The sequence below is a fragment of the Mesorhizobium sp. WSM4847 genome, from assembly GCF_055811335.1.
On record NZ_JBVVPY010000005.1, the window covers coordinates 1 to 20,607 of the forward strand.

Sequence of the window (20,607 nt, forward strand, 5' to 3'; positions counted from 1 at the left end):
CCGGTCCTCCCGGCGAAGGAGAAAACTGTCACCCATGCAATCAGTCCATTCTGTTACCTATCTATCCGGTTCGGACAAGGCGTCTTTCTCCCCGTCTCTATACGGGGAGAAATGCCCGGCAGGGCAATGAGGGGCAGCGCCACCTGAGGCGATTTCCCGGAGGTGGAGTTGTCCTGGGGTGTCGATGTCAGCGCCGCCCCTCATCCGCCTGTCGGCACCTTCTCCCCGTATAGTGACGGGGAGAAGGGGGCTGGCCGCAACATCGGCGCCCCTTTCTGCAGCGCTGCAGATTGGCGAAATCTTTGGCCAAGGCGTCTTTCTCCCCGTCGCTATACTCTCCCTGGGAGAAGGGGAAGCCCTATCCGCCGACCATCTCGGCTAGCTTGCGCACGGTGTTCCAGTTGCGCGAGGTGCCGATGCCGAGCCGTTTATGGCTTATCCCCGCCAAAAGACGCGAGCTTGGCGTCTCGCGCGAAAAGAAGATCCAGATGTCACCGCCGACGGCCTGCATCCGCTCATCCTTGCCGATATAGGCCTCCAGCGCCGCGACGGCCTCAGCGGGAACGGGCTTGCGCATCACGCGCACCGCTACCCGATCCGCGGCGGCAGCCGATTCGGCGGGAAACGGATTGCCGGCCGCAAGCTTCAACCAGTCATCTGCGCGGCGTACGATGATGTCGACATGGCGGCCGAAGGTCTTTTGGAACGCCGTCTCCAATCGGCGCTCCAGCGCGGCAATCTCTGTTTCTTTCGTTTCGAAAACCAGATTGCCGGTCGCCACCAGCGTGCGCGGGTTGTTCAGGCCCAGGCCTTCTGTCATGGCCCTGAGATCGGACATGACGACACGCCGCCCCTCGCCCAGGACGATGCTGTAAAGCAAAGCGACGTAGGTTTGCATGCTAGCCCGGATATCTCACGATAGCCTGTCGATTTAGACCAAGCGACTCTGCTCCACCGCCGCCTCGATGAAGCTGGCAAACAGCGGGTGCGGGTCTAGCGGCCGGCTTTTCAACTCGGGATGATATTGCACGCCGATGAACCAGGGATGGTCGGGATATTCGACCGTTTCCGGCAGCACGCCGTCCGGCGACATGCCGGCAAAAACCAGGCCGCAATCCTCGAGCCGCTCCTTGTAGTCGACATTGACCTCGTAGCGGTGGCGGTGGCGCTCGGAAATCTGCGTGTCGCCATAGATCTCGGCGATCTTCGAGCCCCTGGCGAGGTCCGCCTGATAGGCACCGAGCCGCATGGTGCCGCCGAGGTCGCCGGTTTCCCTGCGCTTCTCCAGCATGTTGCCTTTCAGCCATTCCGTCATCAGGCCGACGACCGGTTCCTCGGTAGGACCGAATTCGGTCGACGAGGCATGATTGACGCCGGCCAGCGAACGCGCTGCCTCGATGCAGGCCATCTGCATGCCGAAGCAGATGCCGAAATACGGCACTTTTCGCTCGCGGGCGAACTTCGCCGCAAGGATCTTGCCTTCAGCGCCGCGCTCGCCAAAACCGCCGGGGACCAGAATGCCGTGGACCTTTTCCAGCCACGGCGCCGGGTCTTCCTTCTCGAATATCTCGCTCTCGATCCAGTCGAGCTTGACCTTGACGCGGTTGGCGAGACCGCCATGCGACAGCGCCTCGATCAGCGATTTGTAGGCGTCCTTGAGGCCGGTATATTTGCCGACGACGGCGATGGTCACCTCGCCTTCCGGGTTGTGGATGCGTTTGGACACCGCTTGCCACGGCTCCATCCGCGGCTTCGGCGCCGGATCGATGCCGAAAGCGGCGAGCACTTCCGAATCCAGTCCTTCATTGTGATAGGCCATCGGCACGTCGTAGATGTGCGGCACGTCGAGCGCCTGGATGACGGCGCTCTCGCGCACATTGCAGAACAGCGACAGTTTGCGGCGCTCTTCCCTGGGGATGGGGCGGTCGGCGCGGACCAGCAGGATGTCGGGCGCGATGCCGATGCCGCGCAATTCCTTGACCGAATGCTGGGTCGGCTTGGTCTTCAATTCGCCCGCCGTTGGAATATAGGGCATCAGCGTCAGGTGCACGTAGACGGCGTTGTTGCGCGGCAGGTCGTTGCCAAGTTGGCGGATCGCCTCCAGAAACGGCATCGCCTCGATGTCGCCGACGGTGCCGCCGATCTCGCACAGGACGAAGTCATAGTCGTCATTGCCGTTGAGAATGAAATTCTTGATCTCGTCGGTGACATGCGGAATGACCTGCACGGTGGCGCCAAGATAATCGCCGCGTCGCTCCCGCTCGATGATGTTCTTGTAGATGCGACCCGTGGTGATGTTGTCCTGCTGGTTGGCCGAGCGGCCGGTGAAGCGCTCATAATGGCCAAGATCGAGATCGGTCTCGGCGCCGTCATCCGTCACGAAGACTTCGCCATGCTGGTATGGCGACATCGTGCCGGGATCGACATTGAGATAGGGATCAAGCTTCTTGATGCGCGCGCGATAGCCTCGCGCCTGCAAGAGAGCCCCAAGGGCCGCTGCAGCGATGCCTTTTCCGAGTGAGGAAACCACGCCGCCTGTGATGAATACATATCGCGCCATGGGAGTCATCGCTTAACGCGGCCGAATTGATTCCGCCAGAGAAAAAACCGCCGCGAAGGCTTTTTCCAGAGAAGGCGACCTGGTGATGCCCAAGCTGGCCCACCACCAATACAAAAGGGCCGGCGAGGCCGGCCCTTTTGTTTGACCCGTCAAGGCGTCAGATGATGACGACCTTGGTGCCCACTTTCACCCTGCGATAAAGGTCCATGACGTGCTCGTTGATCATGCGGAAACAGCCGTTGGAGGAGCTCGTCCCGATCGACTGCGGTGCAATGGTGCCGTGAATACGCAGATGGGTGTCCTTCCTGCCGTCGTAGAGATAGATGGCGCGCGCGCCGAGCGGGTTATCGCCGCCGCCGGGCATGCCATCCTTGTACCGGCCGTAATTCTTCGGCTCACGCTTCTGCATGTCGAGCGTCGGGATCCAGCGGGGCCATTCCTGCTTGTCGCCGACGGCGACCGTGCCCTTGAACTGCAGGCCGTCACGACCGACCGCAATCGCATAACGGCGGGCGGTCCAGGAGGATTCGACGAGATAGAGGCGGCGCGCACTGGTATCGATGACGATGGTGCCGGGGCTATAGCCGGTGAACTCGACCTCTTGCGGCACGAACTCCGGCCTCACCTTGAACTGCTTCCTGGCTTCCTTGCTGGCGAGCGCGGCATCGAGGGCGCGGGTCTCGGGCAGCAACGACATCGACGAGGACGTGCCGCCGAACAGGCCGGCGAACAGCCCGACGCGCTGCGGCTTCTGTCCGACCGGCTCGCTACGCAATTCGCCGTTGTTGCCGGTCAGCGCGACGTTCATGGCCTCGGCGGGAATGGCCTCGGCCGACTGGACTGCTGCGATGGGTTGCATAGGGTCGATGATCTTGACCGGCCTGGCATTGGCCAGCCTGGCTTGGCCAGCGGACTTATCCTTCTTGACGAGGCCCTTTTTGGCAAGAAACGCCTGCCGTTCCGCGTCCGACTTGGCTTTGGCCGCCTCGCGCATCGCCAGCTTCCTTGCCTCGATGGCCTTTACTCGAGCAGCCTGCTTGCCAGCCGCGATCTTGGCTTCGAGCTTCCTGATCTGGGCAAGATCGGCCGCGGTCGGGTCTTTTTTCTTCTTGAGGAGTTTTAGTTGCGCCGAATCGCTTTTGGCGGCGACGTTGACGACGTCAGTTGTGATTGCAGGGGCCGAATTGCCCGCCGGCATGGCCGCGTAAGCGGGCGCACCAAGGCTGAGCACGGCCCAAAGGCCGGCTGAAATGAAGCTGCGAAGCTGCATGGCGAAGATCCGATCGTTCAATGCTTGTTGCCACGGCGTTGCCCGGCGTCCCCCAAGGACCCCGAATGTGCCGCGCGCAATCTATAATCGATTAATCGGAGACGCCTCAAGCGCCCTGGCGTGCCGCGCCCGGTCGAATCCTCGCGATCGTGCGGCATTTGCCGCGACTGTGTTCAAACAACAACAGATCGCGGCGCCGGACGTCTGCTGATTACTGGTTTGGAACCTGCGGCGTTACTGGCTGGGTGGCGCCGTTTGTGGCCGGCGGCGTGGTCGCTCCCGCCGCTGGCGGTGCAGCGGGGGCCGGGGCTGCGGCATCATTGCCGGAAGGCGGCGTTGGCGCCGTATTGCCGGACGGCGGTGTCGGCGTCGTGGTGCCAGGCAACTGGTTGAGCACGCCGCCCCCGCCGTTCGTCACAGGCACGCGATCGAGAATGTCGATCGGCTTCTCGCCGTAACGGGCGACGATCGACAAGGTCAGCGAGGTGGCGAAGAACGCCGCCGCCAGGATCGCCGTCGCCCGCGTCAGCGCGTTGGCGGCGCCGCGCGCGGTCATGAAGCCCGATCCGCCGCCGATGCCGAGGCCGCCGCCTTCGGAGCGCTGCAGCAGCACCACGCCGACAAGAGCGAGCACAACCATGAGGTGGACGACGATCAGTACGGTTTCCATAATTTATCCTGGCAAAGCCTTGCGCGGCCGCAGATACGACCGGTGATTTGGAGGCGGCTCAATACAATGCTTTGACGGCAATTCCAAGCCCGTGGCCGGAATATGGGAAGCAATGCCGCCGTTGCAACATTTTCCGCTGCGGCACAGTATCCGAAGTGCCCGACAGCCTTTCGATGCTAAAGCATGTCGCGCAAAAGCATGCCCTTGGGCCTGACCCGAGGGTGTGCAGCGGTTTTGCGATAACGACATGCGTAAAAACAACAACCTAAAGCGCGTCGCATTAGGCCGGCCAAACGCGACGCGCTTTAGGAGATGTTTCGATAGGCTTCGGCAATGCCGAGAAAGTCCGCCGCCTTCAGGCTGGCGCCGCCGACCAGCGCGCCGTCGACATTTTTTACGCCAAGCAGTTCGACCGCGTTCGACGGCTTGACCGAGCCGCCATAGAGGATGCGCATCTTTGCCGCTGCGCTGCCAAGCTTTTCCGACAGTTTTTCGCGAATATGCGCATGCGCCTCAGCAACGTCGGCGGCAGTCGGCGTCAGCCCCGTGCCGATCGCCCATACCGGCTCGTAGGCGATGACGGTATTCGATGCCGTTGCATTCGGCGGCACCGAGCCGGCGACCTGGCGCGACAGCACGTCGAGCGTGGCGCCCGCCTCGCGCTCGGCTCTCGTCTCGCCGATGCAGATGATGGCAACCAGCCCGGCGCGCCACGCGGCGGACGCCTTTGCCTGGACAATGGCGTCGTCCTCGTTTTGATCGGCGCGGCGTTCGGAATGGCCGACGATGACGTGACTGGCGCCCGCATCTTTCAGCATCTCGGCCGAAATACAGCCGGTATGGGCGCCGCTCTCCTTGCTGTGGCAATCCTCGCCCCCGGCCCGGACCGGCGTGCGCGACAAGATCTCCGCGGCATGCGCAAGCAGCGTCGCCGGAACGCAGACCAGCGCTTCGGTCTCGGCATCGAGCCCGCTCATGAAGCCGTTGCCGATCATCCTGAGTTCGTTGAGTGAGGCGCTGGTGCCGTTCATTTTCCAGTTGCCAGCGACCAGCGGGCGGATTCCAGGCGTCATGGGATTTGCTTCTCCGGGCAATATTCGGCTGCGTCCTCACTACCAAACTCAGCCCACAAAGCAATCGACAGTGGGCCGGAAGGACGCTATTGCGCTTGTTTCAGACTCGGCGCATGCGAAAATGCGCGAAAAAATCGGAAGTGACCATGCTTGGTATCTTGAGAAGCGCCGCGGGGACCTGGATCGCGAAAGCGCTGCTGATATTGTTGGTGTTGAGCTTCGCCGTCTGGGGCATTTCCGGACAGATGGTCGGTGGTTTTGCAGGCCACGACGCGGTTGTCACGGCCGGCGGCACCAAAGTGTCGATCAACGAGTATCGGCTGGCCTATGACCGGCAGATCAGCGTGATGTCGCAGCAATTCGGCCAGCGCATCAGCCGCGAGCAGGCGACGGCGCTCGGCCTCGACAACCAGGTGCTGGCGCAACTCGTGTCGGGGGCAGTCCTCGATGAGCAGGCCCGCAAGCTCGGGCTTGGGCTGTCCAAGGACCGGCTGGCCCAACTCACGCATGAAGACCCGGCCTTCAAGGGTCCCGGCGGCAACTTCGACAGAAGGACTTTCGAATACATACTGCAACAGGTCGGCATGCGGCCGGAAGACTATCTCAGGAATCGCGCCCAGGTGGCTGTGCGCCAGCAGATCGTCGAGGCGGTTTCGGACGGCCTCAAGGCCCCGAATACGTTCTTGAAGGCGGTCGCGCTTTATCGTGGCGAAGACCGCACCATCGACTATTTGACCTTGCCGAAATCGCTGGTCGAACCGATCGAAGCGCCATCCGACACTACGCTTTCGGCGTATTTCGAGGAAAACAAGAAGACCTATGCGGCGCCCGAATACCGCAAATTCTCCTATGTCAGGCTCGAGCCGGAAGACATCATGGATGTGAGTGCCGTGACCGACCAGCAGGTCAGCGACGACTACAACAAGAACAAGGGGCGCTACACCACGGCGGAAACGCGCACCATCGAACAGCTCGTGTTCAAAACGCCCGATGCCGCGAAGGCCGCGCTCGATTCACTCAAGACCGGCGCGACATTCGACAAACTCGTCGCCGCCGAGGGCAAGACGCAGGCCGACACGCTGCTCGGCACGCTGTCCAAGGACAAGATCGCCGACAAGGCGGTGGCGGATGCGGCGTTTGCGCTCAACGTCAACGAAGTCAGCCCGGTCGTTCAGGGCGCCTTCGGTCCGGTGCTGCTGCGCGTCACCGAGATCAAGCCCGAAGTGGTGAAGCCGCTGGCCGAAGTGGCCGCCGACATCCGCAAGGACCTGGCGCTGGGCGAGGCAAGCCGCATTCTGCTCGACGTGCATGACAGTTACGAAGACAGCCGCGCTTCGGGCAGCACGCTCGAGCAAGCGGCCGAAAAACTGAAGCTGAAGGTCGTCACCGTCGACGCGATCGATCGCACCGGCCTGAGGCCGGACGGCGCCATCGTCAAGGATCTGCCGGAATCGCCAGAGCTGATCAAGGCGGTGTTCGATGCCGAACCCGGTACCGAGAATCCCGACCTCACCACTGCCAAAAACGGCTTCGTGTTCTACGAGGTGGATTCGGTCACGCCGGCCCGCGACCGCACGCTGGATGAAGTCCGCCAGAAGGTGGTGGCCGACTGGACCGCGGCGGAAACGACCAAGCGGCTCTCCGCAAAAGCGCAGGAGCTCGAAAAGCGTCTCGAGGCCGGCACTACGCTCGACGTGATCGCGAGCGAGCTCAAGCTTGAGAAGCAGACCAAGCGCGGCGTCAAGCGCGGGGCGGACGACGCCGATTTCGGCAAGGAAGGGGCGGCTGCGATGTTCGGCGAAGGCGAAGGCGGGACCGGATTGATCCCCTCGCCCACCGGCGACGGACAGATCCTGTTCAGGATTGCCGAAGTGTTCGAGCCTGCCGGAGCCGACGCCAGCTCGGTGCCGGACGACGAGCAGAAATCGTTCACCGCCGGCATGTCCGACGACCTTCTCGACCAGTTGGTGGCGCAGCTGCAGACGCAATATGACGTTCGCATCGACCAAACCGCCGTTGCCCAAGCCCTGACCAGATGAGCGCGCTCAAGACCCATATCGCCAAGGTCGCCGCTGGCAGCTCCCTTTCCTTCGAGGAAGCGCGCGATGCCTTCGACATCATCATGTCGGGCGACGCTACGCCCGGCCAGATCGGCGGCTTCCTGATGGCGCTGCGCGTGCGCGGCGAGACTGTGAGCGAGATTTCCGGCGCCGTCGCCACCATGCGCGCCAAGATGCTGCGCGTCGACGCGCCGGCTGGCGCCATCGACATCGTCGGCACCGGCGGCGACAATTCGCACAGCGTCAACATCTCGACCGCATCCGCGTTCGTCATCGCCGCCTGCGGCGTGCCGGTGGCCAAGCACGGCAATCGCGGACTGTCCTCGCAGACCGGCGCCGCCGACGTGCTGACCGCGCTTGGCGTCAAGCTCGACATCCCGCCGGAAACGATCGGCCGCTGCATCCACGACGCAGGCGTCGGCTTCATGTTCGCACCGGCGCATCATCCGGCGATGAAGCATGTCGGCCCGATCCGCGCCGAGCTCGGCACCCGCACAATCTTCAACCTGCTTGGCCCGCTCTCCAATCCGGCTGGTGTCGTCAGGCAGATGGTTGGCGTCTTCTTGCCGGAATGGATCATGCCGGTGGCCGAGACGTTGAAGGCACTGGGCGCCGACCACGCCTGGGTCGCCCATGGCGACGGCTATGACGAGATCACCACCACCGGCGAAACCCAAGTCGCCGAACTGGTCGGCGGCGAGATCCGCAGCTTTACGCTGACCCCGGAAGCGGTCGGGCTGAAGCGGCATACCAAGGATGAGTTGCGCGGCGGCGATGCCGCCTACAACGCCCAGGCGCTGCGCGACATGCTGGGCGGCGCTGCCGGCGCCTTTCGCGATACGGTGCTGATGAACGCCGGCGCCGGATTGGTGGTGGCGGGAAAGGCGACGACGCTTGCCGATGGCATGGCGACGGCGGCGCAAGCCATCGACAGCGGCCGGGCGCTAAAGGTGCTTGACCGGCTGGTCGAGATTTCAAACGGATAGCGCCGTGTCTGATATCCTGCGCAAGATCGAAGCCTACAAGCGCGACGAGATCGCGGCGGCGAAGGCGCGGGTGCCGCTTGCCGAAATCAAGGCACGGGCGAGGGCTACCGATGCACCGCGCGGCTTTCTCTCGGCCCTTGAAGCCAAACGCAAATCCGGCAGTTTCGCGCTGATCGCCGAGATCAAGAAGGCGAGCCCGTCCAAGGGCCTGATCCGCGCCGATTTCGATCCGCCGGCGCTGGCCAGGGCCTATGCCAAAGGTGGGGCTGCCTGCCTCTCGGTGCTGACCGATGCGCCGTCTTTCCAAGGGGCGCCTGAATTCCTCACCAATGCGCGCAGCGCCGTGACATTGCCGGCTTTGCGCAAGGATTTTCTGTTCGAGCCCTATCAGGTGTTCGAGGCCCGTGCGTGGGGCGCGGACGCCATCCTGATCATCATGGCGAGCGTCGATGACGCCGTGGCCAGGGAACTCGAGACGACGGCGTTCGAGCTCGGCATGGATGCGCTGGTCGAGGTGCATGACGAGGCCGAGACGGAACGCGCGCTGAAACTGTCGTCGCGGCTGATCGGCATCAACAACCGCAATCTGCGGACGTTCGAAACCAGCATCGAGACATCGGAACGGCTCGCGGCGATGGTGCCGGCCGACCGGCTGCTGGTCAGCGAGAGCGGTATTTTCTCGCACCAGGACTGCCGCAGGCTGGAACGGAGCGACATCGGCACTTTCCTCGTCGGCGAGAGCCTGATGCGGCAACAGGACGTGGCCACTGCGACGCACCTGCTTTTGATGGGCAAGGCGCCCGCCAATGCATCTTCCCGAAAGTCGGAATCGATTTTCGGAGAGCATGATGCATAGATACAAAGCGTTAGAGCGTAGTTTGTGCGTCCAAACGGACGCACGTCGCTCCAGGGTGACCTGACGATGTCGGCCGCCCTCACCCATCTTGGCGCGGAAGGCGAAGCCAATATGGTCGATGTCGGCGACAAGGCGGAGACGACCCGCACGGCAATCGCCGAAGGTCTTGTCTCGATGCGGCCCGAAACGCTGAAAATGATTCTCGACGGCGATGCCAAGAAAGGCGACGTGCTGGGTACGGCGCGCATCGCCGGCATCATGGCGGCCAAGAGGACGCATGAGCTGATCCCGCTCTGCCATCCGCTGCTGTTGACCAAGATATCGGTAGACATCGAACCTGACGCGACGCTGCCCGGCCTGAAGGTCACGGCGCTGGCCCGCGTCACCGGCAAGACCGGCGTCGAGATGGAAGCGCTGACCGCCGTCTCGGTCGCCTGCCTGACCATCTATGATATGGCCAAGGCGGTCGATCGCGGCATGGCCATCTCCGGCATCAGGCTGGTGGAAAAGACCGGCGGCAAATCCGGCGACTACAAGGCGGATGCCGAGGGGGCAGGCCAATAATGGCGCTGCTTGCGGTCGCCGAGGCGCTCGAGCACCTGCTTGCGGATGCTGCGCCCTTGCAGGCTGAAAGCGTCGCCCTGATGGATGCCGCCGACCGCGTGCTGGCGGAGCCGCTCATGGCGCTCCGCACCCAGCCGCCATTCAACGCGTCGGCCATGGACGGCTATGCCGTGCGGGCCGACGATGTCGCGTCCGTGCCCGCGAGACTTTCGGTGATCGGCATGGCGCCGGCCGGACGAGGCTTTGCCGGAACAGTCGGCGCGGCGCAGGCCGTGCGCATCTTCACCGGCGCGCCGCTTCCCGGAGGCGCCGACACCATCGTCATCCAGGAGAATGTCCGCGACCTCGGCGGCGGCATGGTCGAAGTGACCGCGCCGACGGTTGAAGGCCGCAACATCCGCCGCCTCGGGCTCGATTTCTCGCAGGGCGACATGCTGCTGGAGAAAGGCCGCCTGTTTGATCCGGCGGCATTGTCGCTGGCGGCGTCGGCCAACCACCAGCAGGTCCGCGTGGTGAAACGGCCGCTGGTCGCCATCATCGCCACCGGCGACGAATTGCTGCCGCCGGGCAGCGACCTTGGCCCCGACCAGATAATCTCCTCCAATGCCTATGGCGTCGCCGCCGCGGCCCGCTCGGTCGGCGCCAGCGCACTCGATCTCGGCATCGCCGCCGACCGCAAGGACGCGATCGCCGCGCTGGTGACAAAAGCCGTCGACGCAGGCGCGGACGTCATCGTCACGCTGGGCGGCGCCTCGGTCGGGGACCATGACCTCGTCCATGACGTGCTGACCGGCGAAGGCATGGCGCTCGATTTCTGGAAAATCGCCATGCGGCCCGGCAAGCCACTGATGTTCGGGCGGCTGGGCGCCATCCGCTGCATCGGCCTGCCTGGCAATCCGGTGGCCAGCCTGGTCTGCACGCAGCTCTTTCTGAAGCCGCTGCTGGCGCGGCTCGGCGGCCGCGCCTTCCGCCAGGACATGCGTCTGGCGCGGCTCGGCGCCGCCATGCCGGCTAACGATCTCAGGCAGGACTATGTACGCGCGGTGGTGAAGGAAGAAGCTGGCACGCTTGAGGCAACGCCGTTCAGTATCCAGGATTCCTCGATGCTCAGAATGCTGGCCGACGCCAACGGACTGGTCGTACGCGAGCCATTCGCTCCCGCAGCCGCAGCCGGCGCCGCCTGCAGCGTGCTGATGCTACGCTGAACAAAACGTCAACACATTCATTAAACTTTAAATGGTTGCGGAACACAACTGGAACAGATAGTGTTTGTTCTGGGTTTGTTTTTCTGATTCTGTTGGGGGTCGCGATGCTGACACGCAAACAACATGAACTGCTGATGTTCATCCACGAACGGCTGAAGGAAAGCGGCATTCCGCCCTCGTTCGACGAGATGAAGGAAGCGCTCGACCTCGCCTCCAAATCAGGGATCCACCGGCTGATCACGGCGCTGGAGGAACGCGGTTTCATTCGCCGCCTGCCCAACCGCGCCCGCGCGCTGGAGGTGCTGCGCCTGCCCGATTCGATCGCGCCGGGCCTCAATGCGGCGCGCAAATTCTCGCCGAGCGTCATTCAAGGCTCCCTTGGGCAGGGCGGCCTCGGACGCCAGATCAAGCCGGCGCCTTCGCGCATGCGTGCTGCCGGCAATGACGACGACGTCGTTGCCACCGTCTCCATACCGGTGATGGGCCGCATCGCTGCCGGTGTGCCGATCGACGCCATCCAGCACCAGACGCATTCGATCTCGGTGCCACCGGACATGATCACCGGCGGCACGCACTACGCGCTGGAGGTCAAGGGTGATTCGATGATCGAGGCCGGCATCTTCGACGGCGACACGGTCATCATCCGCAACGCCGAAACCGCCCAGCCTGGCGAGATCATTGTCGCTCTGGTCGACGAGGAGGAAGCGACGCTGAAACGATTCCGCCGCAAAGGTGCCTCGATCGCACTGGAAGCCGCCAATCCGGCCTACGAGACGCGCATCTTCGGGCCGGACCGGGTCAAGGTGCAGGGCAAGCTCGTCGGACTGATCCGGCGTTACTGAACGGCAGGCTTCTTGGGTTTCTCGGCCCTGCGGTATGGCGGCAGGCCCCTCGCCTCGCGCGAAAATCGCCGCTGCTCATGCCAAGGCCTGTATGGCTGTCTGACGGCAAAACGGATTTCTGCGCGCGTCTTCGCCGATAGCGGATCGAAGAAGACGGCGGCACTGCCCATGCGAGCGAGCTGCCGTTTGGTGACGACGAGAACCAGCGGGTTGCGGCAGGGTTTGTAATAGGCTGTGGCATCGTCGATGACGATCAAATCCGCAAAGGCACAGGCCGGCCGCGCGGTTTTGCGGTTGTCGGCGAGCGCGATGAGCGCGCCGGACGGATGCCGGGCCAGGCACAGGCCGGCAGTGCAGGTGAAAGGCGCTCCCGGCGGCAGGTCGGCCGGATCGGCGATGTCGAACCGCACATCTCCTTTTTCGAATGTCTCCGGCTCGACGATCGTTGTTGAAACCAGCGCATGTTTCCAGTTGTCGGTGGTGAATTCGTTCGAACGCATCCGGTTGACGGCAAGTTCGCCGCCGCCGATCGGCAGCGCCACCAGATGCGCATCCTCCGAGATCAGCACGTCGGGGGTGCGCGTCTCGGAAATCGTCAGCAGGCCGGCGAGCGCAAAGGGAAGTGCCGCAAGCCGCAGCCATGTCGTCGCCATCGTGGCGATGACTAAGGCGACCGTCACCAGCAGAACCGATTGCAACGAAATCAGGCCGACTGCATCGACCGGCGAACGCTCCGAGATCCATCCCGAAATTGCAATCATCGCCGTCAGGCCCTTGCCCATCATGTAGAGGAAAGGGCCGTCGAGGCCGAAAGGCATTGCCAAGGCGCTGAGGACGGCCAGGAACATGACGATCGTGACGATCGGCATGACGGCCAGATTGGCGAACAGGCTGAGCGGCGAGACGCGCTGGAAGTGCCAGATGGCGAAGAGCGCGGTGGCGCTGCCGGCAATGATGGAGGTCATTGCGATGGTGCCTGCCCCGGCGACGAGCTTGCGCGTGACGAAAGCGACCGGTGACCGTCGCTGTCGCGGCGCCTTGGCCTTGTCGGCACGATAGTCGGACCAACCGGCATAGGCGCCCACGAGAGCCGCAGTCGCGGCGAACGACATCTGGAAGCTTGCGCCGACCACCTCGTGCGGCGACACGACGATGACGGCGATGGCCGAAATCGCCAGGTTGCGCATGGTGAGTGCCGCCCGGTCGAACAGCACGGCGACAAGCATTACCGCCAGCATGATGAAGCTGCGTTCAGCCGCGACCACGATACCGGAAAAGATCAGATAAGCAGCGATGGAGACGAGTGCAGCAGCAGCCGCATATTTTTTGACCGGCCGGCGCGACGAAAAGTCGGGAAACAGCGCAAAGGCGCCGCGCAGCAATCCCATGACGGTGCCGGCGACAAGCGCCATGTGCAGGCCGGAAATGGAGATGATGTGGTAGATGCCGGTGCGCCGCATCGATTCGTTTATCTCTTCGGGGATGCCGGCACGCACGCCGACGATCAGCGCAGCGGCAATCTCCCCCTCGGCACCACCGATGCTGTCCCTGATATGGTCGGCGATGGTTTCGCGCGCCTTCTCGATCGACGAAGAAAGGCGTGCGGTTAACGGTGCATCTTCGGAGACGACGATCTTTGGACTGCCGAGGAAAAAGCCACTGGCACCGATGCCGGCGAAATAGCTGTCAAAGGAAAAGTCAAAGCTGTCCGGTCTGACCGGGCCAGTCGGAGGCAGAAGCCTCACATAGCCGGTTGCCACCGAGCCTGCGGTCATCTCAGCGGGAATCTTGCGTGCCGACACCCTGACACGTTCGGGTGCATAACGCAGTGTCGGCCGGGCGGTCGACATCACGTCGATGGTCAGCCTGATCCGGCCGTTCGCCATCTGGTCGAGCCTGACGACACGGCCGGTCAGCCGGGTCTGGATTTCCGAACCGAGCATCTTCGTTCCGGCGCGCCAGGTTTCAACCTTGGCGGCGAGCACACCAAGCGCGCACAGCAACGCTGCCATGAAGCACAGGTGCGTTTTGCGGCGTGAGCGCGTGACGGCCGCACACAATGCCGTAAGGACCACGACGGCGATGGGCTGGGCAAAGTCCGGTTCGACGGCAAGCGAAAAATAGACGATCACCCCGCATGCCAGGAAAACCGGCACCAGCAGGAAGGCGACGCCCCGGTCGAGTTCCAGGCCGGCTGCCGCGGCCACGCTGTTGCGGACACCGGATGGTGAAAGATGGCTGAGCTGTCGGCGAAAACGAATGACAGGGCCGGGTGCTGAAGCCGGTATCGGCGCCGGGCGATCCGGCGAAAGAGGCTGGATGCTCAGCGGCGACGCAGGCAGCGAAACGGGTAGCGACTCAGTGTGAGGAACGTCGGCAAACAGCGATCGTTCGCTGACGCTTGCGGTCGCGCCCTCGCTCTCGTCCACGCCGCGGCCTGGTCCAGCCATAGGGTTCGCCCCTTGCGCCCTTGACCTCCTATGCTACATGAACGCGCGACGCGCGAAAGTCCGCGCAGCCACATCCGTTTCCTGCGCTTGCCCCGAGAGTTCCATGTCCGACAAGGTCGTCACCCGTTTTGCCCCTTCGCCCACCGGATTCCTGCATATTGGCGGGGCGCGCACGGCGCTGTTCAACTGGCTGTATGCGAAACACACCGGCGGCAGGATGCTGCTGCGCATCGAGGACACCGATCGCGAGCGTTCGACCGATGCGGCAACCGCTGCCATCCTCGATGGGCTCTCCTGGCTCGGCCTCACCTGGGACGGCGAGCCGGTATCGCAGTTCGAGCGAGCGCCGCGCCACCGCGCGGTCGCCGAGGAGCTGGTGCGCCTCGGCAAAGCCTATTACTGCTATGCCGCGCCGGCTGAGCTGGAGGCGATGCGCGAGAGTGCGCGGGCCAAGGGCTTGCCTCCCCGCTATGACGGCCGCTGGCGCGACCGCGACCCGTCAGAGGCGCCGGTTGGCGCCAGGGGCGCGATCCGCATCAAGGCGCCGGCCGAAGGCGAGACGGTGGTGCATGACCGCGTGCAGGGCGAAGTCCGCTTCCCCAACAAGGACCTCGACGATTTCATCATCCTGCGCTCGGACGGCAACCCGACCTATATGCATGCCGTCGTCGTCGACGACCACGACATGGGCATCACCCACATCATCCGCGGCGACGACCATCTGACCAATGCCGCCCGCCAAATGGTGATCTATCGAGCCTTGGGCTGGGAGGTGCCGTCAATCGCGCATATCCCGCTGATCCATGGCGCCGACGGCGCCAAGCTGTCGAAGCGGCACGGCGCCCTCGGCGTTGAAGCCTATCGCGCCATGGGCTATCTGCCCGAGGCACTGCTCAACTACCTGGCGCGGCTCGGCTGGAGCCACGGCGACGACGAGGTCATATCGATCACCGACATGATTGCGTGGTTCGACATCGGCGATGTCAACAAGGGGGCCGCCCGCTTCGACTTCGCCAAGCTCGAGGCGCTGAACGGCGTGCATATGCGGCGCATGAACGAGCCCGAATTGCTCGATATCTTCATCAACACCTTGCCCTATCTCGAAGGCGGCCCGGCGATCGCAGCGCGCCTCGACGACACACGCAAGGCGCAGTTGCTGGCCGCCCTGCCCGGCTTGAAGGAGCGCGCCAAGACGCTGGTCGAGCTGGTCGACGGTGCCGCCTTCCTGTTTGCCGAGCGGCCGCTGCCGATCGACGAGAAGGCGGCGGCGCTGCTCGGCGGCGAGGCGCGCGAGATCCTGCGGGGCGCCCATGCGGCGCTGAAGGCGATTTCAGGGGATTGGACGGCCGCAGCGGCGGAAGCGGCGATCCGCGAATATGCGCTGGCCGGCGGTCATAAGCTTGGCGCAGTGGCCCAACCTTTGCGCGCCGCGCTCACCGGCAAAAGCACCTCGCCCGGCGTGTTCGACGTGCTTGCCGTGCTTGGCCGCGAGGAAAGCCTGGCGCGCGTCGCGGATCAAATCGATTAGCAAAACTGGCCCAAGAAGATTGGCATTGAAAGGTGGGTTTCGCAGTGCAACATTAGATCTTGGCCCAATTTGGCACGCAATCCAATTGCGGGCGCAACGCGCGAACTCCGATACTTTCGACGTGTTGCTTGCAGAAATTTTGCCTTTGCCGACATGAGAAAACAAAAAGGAGTTTGCAATGTCCGAAGCTGCGACAAAAAAGGAATTTGGCGGCAAAACCCACGCGTCGACCGCGAAACTTGAATTCGGCGGCAAAACTCACGAACTCAAGGTGCGAAGCGGCTCGGTCGGACCTGATGTCATCGATATCGGCGCGCTTTACAGCACCACCGGGGCCTTCACCTATGATCCCGGCTTCACCTCGACGGCAAGTTGCGAGTCGGAAATCACCTTCATCGATGGCGATGCCGGCATCCTTTTGCATCGCGGTTATCCGATCGACCAGTTGGCCGAGCACGGCGACTTCCTCGAAGTCTGTTATCTCTTGCTCTACGGCGAACTGCCGACCAAGGCGCAGAAGGACGATTTCGACTACCGGGTGACGCGCCACACCATGGTGCACGAGCAGATGTCGCGCTTCTTCACCGGCTTTCGCCGCGACGCCCACCCGATGGCGGTGATGTGCGGCGTGGTCGGTGCGCTGTCAGCTTTCTATCACGATTCCACCGACATCTCGGACCCCTACCAGCGCATGGTCGCATCGATGCGGCTGATCGCCAAGATGCCGACGATCGCGGCGATGGCTTATAAATACCACATCGGCCAGCCCTTCATTTACCCGAAGAACGAGCTGAATTTCGCGGCCAACTTCCTGCATATGTGCTTTGCCGTGCCGTGCGAGGAATACAAGATCAACCCGGTGCTGGCGCGTGCGATGGAGCGCATCTTCATCCTGCACGCCGATCACGAGCAGAACGCCTCGACCTCGACCGTCCGCCTCGCCGGCTCGTCGGGCGCCAATCCGTTCGCCTGCATCGCCGCCGGCATCGCCTGCCTGTGGGGACCGGCCCATGGCGGCGCTAACGAGGCAGCCTTGAACATGCTGGGCGAGATCGGCCAAGTCGACCACATCCCGGAGTTCATCGCCCGCGCCAAGGATAAGAACGATCCGTTCCGATTGATGGGCTTTGGCCACCGCGTCTACAAAAACTACGATCCGCGCGCCAAGATCATGCAGAAGACCGCACATGAGGTCTTGGGCGAACTCGGCATCAAGGACGATCCGCTGCTCGATATCGCCATGGAACTGGAAAGGATCGCTCTGACCGATTCCTATTTCATCGAGAAGAAGCTTTATCCGAACGTCGATTTCTATTCCGGCATCACGCTGAAGGCGCTGGGCTTCCCCACCACCATGTTCACCGTGCTGTTCGCGGTCGCCCGCACCGTCGGCTGGATCGCGCAGTGGAAGGAGATGATCGAGGATCCGCACCAGAAGATAGGCCGCCCGCGCCAGCTCTATACAGGTGCGCCGGAACGCGACTACGTGCCGATTGCTAAACGGTGAATAGTGAATAGTGAATAGTGAATAGTGAATAGTGAATAGTGAATAGTGAATAGTGAATAGTGAATAGTGAAGCAGGGTCTCTTTGTGGCCTATGCTCAAGCAGGATTTTGACCATTCACCATTCACTATTCACCACTTCACCATTCACCGCTTGATACACCTCATCACGACCCCTGCAGCGATGTCGCCAGACGGTCTGTCGACGGCCATGCGTCTGGCCACCTCGGCAAAACCGCCCTTCTGCCATGCGCGATAGGCGGTGTCGGAAAACAGCGCCTCCAACTGCCGCGCCAGATAGTGCGGTCGCACATATTCGTTGTAGCTCTCCGGCACGATCGGGCGGTCGGCGATGAGATTGGGCAAGGAGGCGCTCCATACGGTGACCAGGCGTTGGGCCATCCGCATGACCGGATCGAGCCGGTAGCAGGAGATCATCGGCACACCCGACAGCGCCAGTTCCAGCGACACCGTTCCCGATGCGATCAGCGCTGCGTCGGCCTTGCCGAAGGCCTGCCATTTGCGCTCGGGATCAAGGATGATCTCCGGCTTCTCGTCCCAGCTTGCCACCGAAGCCCTGACCAGGTCGGCGACATGCGGCACCGTCGGCAACAGCAGGCGCAAGCGGTGTCCGCGAGCACGCAGGATCGAGATCGTCTTGCCGAACGGGCCGGCCAGCCGTCGCACCTCGCCGCGACGCGAGCCGGGCAGCACAAGCAGTGTCTTCACACGATCGTCGGACAGGTCGCGCGGCAGGCTTTGCGCCTTGGCGGCGCCGAGCACGCCCGGATCGTGGGTAAGGCGATGGCCGACATAGGTGCCGGTCGGACCGCCGAGGCGGGCGAGTTCCCTCACTTCGAAAGGCAGGATGCAGAGGATGTGGTCGACATACGGTTTCATCGCCACCGCCCTGCCCGGCCGCCATGCCCAGACGCTCGGGCAGACATAGTGGACGATCGGGATTGCTGGATCGGCGGCACGCACCTTTTTCGCCACGCGCAGCGAAAAATCCGGGCTGTCTATGGTGATGAGGCAGTCCGGCTTTTCATTGGCGACCGCACCGGCCGTCTGGCTGATCCGTCGTATCAGGCGCGGCAGATCGCGCAGGATGGCGCTCAATCCCATCAGCGCGATCTCGCCGCCGTCGAACAGCGGCGTGAGGCCGAGCGCCTGCAAATGCCGGCCGCCGATGCCGACGAGCCGGACCTCGCGGCCGGTCACGCGCTTGAGCGCCTCTACGATGTCGGCGCCAAGCAGGTCGCCGGATTCCTCGCCGGCGACGATGGCGATCTTCAGCGGTCGCTCAGTCGCCATGCACCGGCTCCGCAGCAGGCAGGCCGATCACGAACATGCCGAGCGCGTTGGCGCGAGCGACGACTGTCGGGCCTTCGAGAACCAGCGAGCGGCCGGCTTCGACGGCAATGCCGGCAAGTCCGGCGGCATGCGCCGCCTCGATCGTCTGCGGGCCGATGGAGGGCAGATCGGCGCGCAACTCCTGGCCAGGCTTGGCGCATTTGACCAGGACGCCGCGCGTTCTGCCGGCCAGCCTGCCATGGCCGCGCAACTGCCGTGTTCGATCGAGCAATCCGTCGGTACCCTCGATGCCTTCCAGCGCGATGGCGCGGCCGCCGATCGCAACAGCCGCCTGGCCGATATCCAGCGCGCCGATGGCCATTGCCGCTGCGTGGGCCGCTTTGATGTCGCGCCAGTCGGATTTCCGCGGCGCTGCCTTGGTCAGCGCGCCTTCGGCGGCGACCAGTTCCGGCACGATCTCATGGGCGCCGACCACCTTGATGCCGCTGCGCTCGACCCTTCGCACGAACAGTTTCAACACGGTGTCGTCGCCTTGGGTTACGCCGACAAGAAGGCTGGGCACCCAGGCGAGCAGGCCGAGATTGAGGCGCATGGCGCTCAGCCTGGGGCGGCGTGTGATATGGCCCGCTGTCACCAAATGGGTAACATGACTATTTTTGAGCGTCGGCAGCAGTGAGCCGACATCCTCCAGCCTCAACGTCGCCTGCTCATAGGCGTCGAAGTCGGCTATCCGGTCGACCTCGCCCGCCACTATTACCACGAAGGGAGACTTGCCTTGCCCAGCAAGCGCCTTGGCGACTTCGACCGGCAAACTGCCGCCGCCGGCGATGATGCCGACCCTGGCGTCTGGCGCGAGATCAAGGCCCGTCCGGGTGCCCTCAATCTTCGTCATCGGCATCGTCGCCGCCGCCAGCCTTGAGCGACGGGACGGCATAGTGCCGCTTACCGCGACTGGCGATGAAATCGATGATCTTCATGGCGGTCGGTGACGAGGCGAATTCCGCCTTGGCGAACTCGATGTTTTCGCCGACGGTTCGGGAGCGATCGAAGATCGTCTTGTAGGCCTTGCGCAGCGTGTGGATCTCGGAGCGCGGCAGGCCGGCGCGCTTCAGGCCGATGATGTTGAGGCCGCGAAGGCTGGCGCGATTGCCGACGGCGATGGCGTAGGGAATGACATCGCCGACGAATGCCGAGCAACCGCCGAGAAAGGCGTTGTCGCCGACGCGGACAAACTGATGAACGGCGCTGAGACCACCGATATAGACGTTGTCGCCGATCTCGCAATGGCCGCCCAACGTCGCCTGATTGGCGAAAGTGGCGTTCTTGCCGACGATGCAGTCATGGGCGATGTGGGCGTAGGCAAGGAAGTTGCCGTTGTCACCGATCGTCGTCTCGCCGCGGCTGGAATCGGTGCCGAGGTGCATGGTCACGCCTTCGCGGATCGTGCAGTTCTCGCCGACGACCAGCGTGGTGCGGCCGCCCTTGTGCTTGGTATTCTGCGGCGGCGCGCCCAGTGTCGCCATCGGATACACCTTGGTCGACGCACCGATGGTGGTCGCGCCCATCACCGAGATGTGGCTGACCAGTTCGACGCGGTCGCCGAGCACCGCGTCGGCGCTGATGTGGCAGAATGGCCCGATGCGGACGCCTTCGCCGATTTTTGCGCCGGCCTCGATGACCGACGATGGATGGATGACTGTCTGGATTTTCATAAGCATTCGATCG

17 protein-coding genes are annotated in these 20,607 nt (G+C 63.5%); 8 read left to right on the plus strand and 9 right to left on the minus strand.

All coding sequences use genetic code 11. The features are described from left to right. Positions 1-358 precede the first annotated feature (358 nt). From AC0L28_RS08220 to tpiA, 5 genes are all read right to left on the minus strand, one after another. Complete coding sequence (locus AC0L28_RS08220; protein ID WP_473476702.1) at positions 359-898, minus strand: DUF1697 domain-containing protein; 540 nt, start codon at positions 896-898, stop codon at positions 359-361. Between the two features lie 33 nt (positions 899-931). Continuing rightward, positions 932-2,569 carry a CTP synthase gene (locus AC0L28_RS08225; RefSeq protein ID WP_084833810.1) on the minus strand — a complete coding sequence of 546 codons (1,638 nt, stop codon included), beginning with the start codon at positions 2,567-2,569 and terminating at the stop codon, positions 932-934. Positions 2,570-2,717: 148 nt separating this feature from the next. After that, positions 2,718-3,830, minus strand: coding sequence for a L,D-transpeptidase (locus tag AC0L28_RS08230; RefSeq protein WP_473477076.1), 1,113 nt, complete (start codon positions 3,828-3,830; stop codon positions 2,718-2,720). Between the two features lie 211 nt (positions 3,831-4,041). Continuing rightward, on the minus strand, positions 4,042-4,500 hold the full coding sequence (gene secG / locus AC0L28_RS08235; protein ID WP_023801242.1) for a preprotein translocase subunit SecG: 459 nt from the start codon (positions 4,498-4,500) through the stop codon (positions 4,042-4,044). Between the two features lie 305 nt (positions 4,501-4,805). Further along, positions 4,806-5,573, minus strand: a complete 768-nt coding sequence (gene tpiA, locus AC0L28_RS08240) for a triose-phosphate isomerase (protein ID WP_091593810.1) — start codon at positions 5,571-5,573, stop codon at positions 4,806-4,808. Positions 5,574-5,719: 146 nt separating this feature from the next. On the opposite strand from tpiA, the gene AC0L28_RS08245 reads away from it, so the two are divergent. The 6 genes from AC0L28_RS08245 (at position 5,720) to lexA (ending at position 12,086) form a co-directional block, all read left to right on the plus strand. Then, complete coding sequence (locus AC0L28_RS08245) at positions 5,720-7,612, plus strand: SurA N-terminal domain-containing protein (RefSeq protein WP_473476706.1); 1,893 nt, start codon at positions 5,720-5,722, stop codon at positions 7,610-7,612. Next, on the plus strand, positions 7,609-8,619 hold the full coding sequence (gene trpD / locus AC0L28_RS08250; protein ID WP_023801239.1) for an anthranilate phosphoribosyltransferase: 1,011 nt from the start codon (positions 7,609-7,611) through the stop codon (positions 8,617-8,619). The genes AC0L28_RS08245 and trpD overlap by 4 nt, the downstream gene beginning before the upstream one ends. Before the next feature lie 4 nt (positions 8,620-8,623). After that, complete coding sequence (trpC, locus tag AC0L28_RS08255; protein ID WP_128168163.1) at positions 8,624-9,475, plus strand: indole-3-glycerol phosphate synthase TrpC; 852 nt, start codon at positions 8,624-8,626, stop codon at positions 9,473-9,475. A 66-nt stretch (positions 9,476-9,541) separates the two neighbouring features. Then, entirely contained in the window at positions 9,542-10,039 is a 498-nt protein-coding gene (moaC, locus tag AC0L28_RS08260; protein WP_473476709.1) for a cyclic pyranopterin monophosphate synthase MoaC, read from the plus strand. Beyond that, on the plus strand, positions 10,039-11,244 hold the full coding sequence (locus AC0L28_RS08265) for a molybdopterin molybdotransferase MoeA (RefSeq protein ID WP_473476712.1): 1,206 nt from the start codon (positions 10,039-10,041) through the stop codon (positions 11,242-11,244). The genes moaC and AC0L28_RS08265 overlap by 1 nt, the downstream gene beginning before the upstream one ends. 104 nt (positions 11,245-11,348) lie before the next feature. Beyond that, on the plus strand, positions 11,349-12,086 hold the full coding sequence (lexA, locus tag AC0L28_RS08270) for a transcriptional repressor LexA (protein ID WP_128172416.1): 738 nt from the start codon (positions 11,349-11,351) through the stop codon (positions 12,084-12,086). Here the strand turns inward: lexA and AC0L28_RS08275 are convergent. Further along, on the minus strand, positions 12,080-14,536 hold the full coding sequence (locus AC0L28_RS08275) for a ComEC/Rec2 family competence protein (RefSeq protein ID WP_128168160.1): 2,457 nt from the start codon (positions 14,534-14,536) through the stop codon (positions 12,080-12,082). The two genes, lexA and AC0L28_RS08275, sit on opposite strands and share 7 nt — an antisense overlap. Before the next feature lie 103 nt (positions 14,537-14,639). Between AC0L28_RS08275 and gltX the strand changes: the two genes are divergently transcribed. After that, positions 14,640-16,064 (plus strand): glutamate--tRNA ligase, encoded by a 1,425-nt coding sequence (gene gltX / locus AC0L28_RS08280; RefSeq protein ID WP_473476714.1) that lies wholly within the window; start codon positions 14,640-14,642, stop codon positions 16,062-16,064. Between the two features lie 178 nt (positions 16,065-16,242). After that, on the plus strand, positions 16,243-17,571 hold the full coding sequence (gltA, locus tag AC0L28_RS08285) for a citrate synthase (protein ID WP_473476716.1): 1,329 nt from the start codon (positions 16,243-16,245) through the stop codon (positions 17,569-17,571). Between the two features lie 144 nt (positions 17,572-17,715). Here gltA and lpxB read toward each other — a convergent pair whose 3' ends face one another. Genes lpxB through lpxA form a run of 3 tightly spaced genes read right to left on the minus strand, consistent with a single transcriptional unit; the run spans position 17,716 to position 20,594 of the window. Beyond that, positions 17,716-18,882, minus strand: a complete 1,167-nt coding sequence (lpxB, locus tag AC0L28_RS08290) for a lipid-A-disaccharide synthase (protein ID WP_473476718.1) — start codon at positions 18,880-18,882, stop codon at positions 17,716-17,718. Further along, positions 18,872-19,774 (minus strand): LpxI family protein, encoded by a 903-nt coding sequence (locus AC0L28_RS08295; protein WP_473476719.1) that lies wholly within the window; start codon positions 19,772-19,774, stop codon positions 18,872-18,874. Before AC0L28_RS08295 ends, lpxB begins: the two co-directional genes overlap by 11 nt. Beyond that, positions 19,761-20,594, minus strand: a complete 834-nt coding sequence (gene lpxA / locus AC0L28_RS08300; protein WP_023801229.1) for an acyl-ACP--UDP-N-acetylglucosamine O-acyltransferase — start codon at positions 20,592-20,594, stop codon at positions 19,761-19,763. Before lpxA ends, AC0L28_RS08295 begins: the two co-directional genes overlap by 14 nt. Positions 20,595-20,607 lie beyond the last annotated feature (13 nt).

What these genes read in the sequence shown, in the direction of transcription:
- AC0L28_RS08220 (WP_473476702.1), bottom strand. Translation starts at nt 898, where the DNA reads ATGCAAACCTACGTCGCTTTGCTTTACAGCATCGTCCTGGGCGAGGGG.
- AC0L28_RS08225 (WP_084833810.1), bottom strand. Translation starts at nt 2,569, where the DNA reads ATGACTCCCATGGCGCGATATGTATTCATCACAGGCGGCGTGGTTTCC.
- AC0L28_RS08230 (WP_473477076.1), bottom strand. Translation starts at nt 3,830, where the DNA reads ATGCAGCTTCGCAGCTTCATTTCAGCCGGCCTTTGGGCCGTGCTCAGC.
- secG (WP_023801242.1), bottom strand. Translation starts at nt 4,500, where the DNA reads ATGGAAACCGTACTGATCGTCGTCCACCTCATGGTTGTGCTCGCTCTT.
- tpiA (WP_091593810.1), bottom strand. Translation starts at nt 5,573, where the DNA reads ATGACGCCTGGAATCCGCCCGCTGGTCGCTGGCAACTGGAAAATGAAC.
- AC0L28_RS08245 (WP_473476706.1), top strand. Translation starts at nt 5,720, where the DNA reads ATGCTTGGTATCTTGAGAAGCGCCGCGGGGACCTGGATCGCGAAAGCG.
- trpD (WP_023801239.1), top strand. Translation starts at nt 7,609, where the DNA reads ATGAGCGCGCTCAAGACCCATATCGCCAAGGTCGCCGCTGGCAGCTCC.
- moaC (WP_473476709.1), top strand. Translation starts at nt 9,542, where the DNA reads ATGTCGGCCGCCCTCACCCATCTTGGCGCGGAAGGCGAAGCCAATATG.
- AC0L28_RS08265 (WP_473476712.1), top strand. Translation starts at nt 10,039, where the DNA reads ATGGCGCTGCTTGCGGTCGCCGAGGCGCTCGAGCACCTGCTTGCGGAT.
- lexA (WP_128172416.1), top strand. Translation starts at nt 11,349, where the DNA reads ATGCTGACACGCAAACAACATGAACTGCTGATGTTCATCCACGAACGG.
- AC0L28_RS08275 (WP_128168160.1), bottom strand. Translation starts at nt 14,536, where the DNA reads ATGGCTGGACCAGGCCGCGGCGTGGACGAGAGCGAGGGCGCGACCGCA.
- gltX (WP_473476714.1), top strand. Translation starts at nt 14,640, where the DNA reads ATGTCCGACAAGGTCGTCACCCGTTTTGCCCCTTCGCCCACCGGATTC.
- gltA (WP_473476716.1), top strand. Translation starts at nt 16,243, where the DNA reads ATGTCCGAAGCTGCGACAAAAAAGGAATTTGGCGGCAAAACCCACGCG.
- lpxB (WP_473476718.1), bottom strand. Translation starts at nt 18,882, where the DNA reads ATGGCGACTGAGCGACCGCTGAAGATCGCCATCGTCGCCGGCGAGGAA.
- AC0L28_RS08295 (WP_473476719.1), bottom strand. Translation starts at nt 19,774, where the DNA reads ATGACGAAGATTGAGGGCACCCGGACGGGCCTTGATCTCGCGCCAGAC.
- lpxA (WP_023801229.1), bottom strand. Translation starts at nt 20,594, where the DNA reads ATGAAAATCCAGACAGTCATCCATCCATCGTCGGTCATCGAGGCCGGC.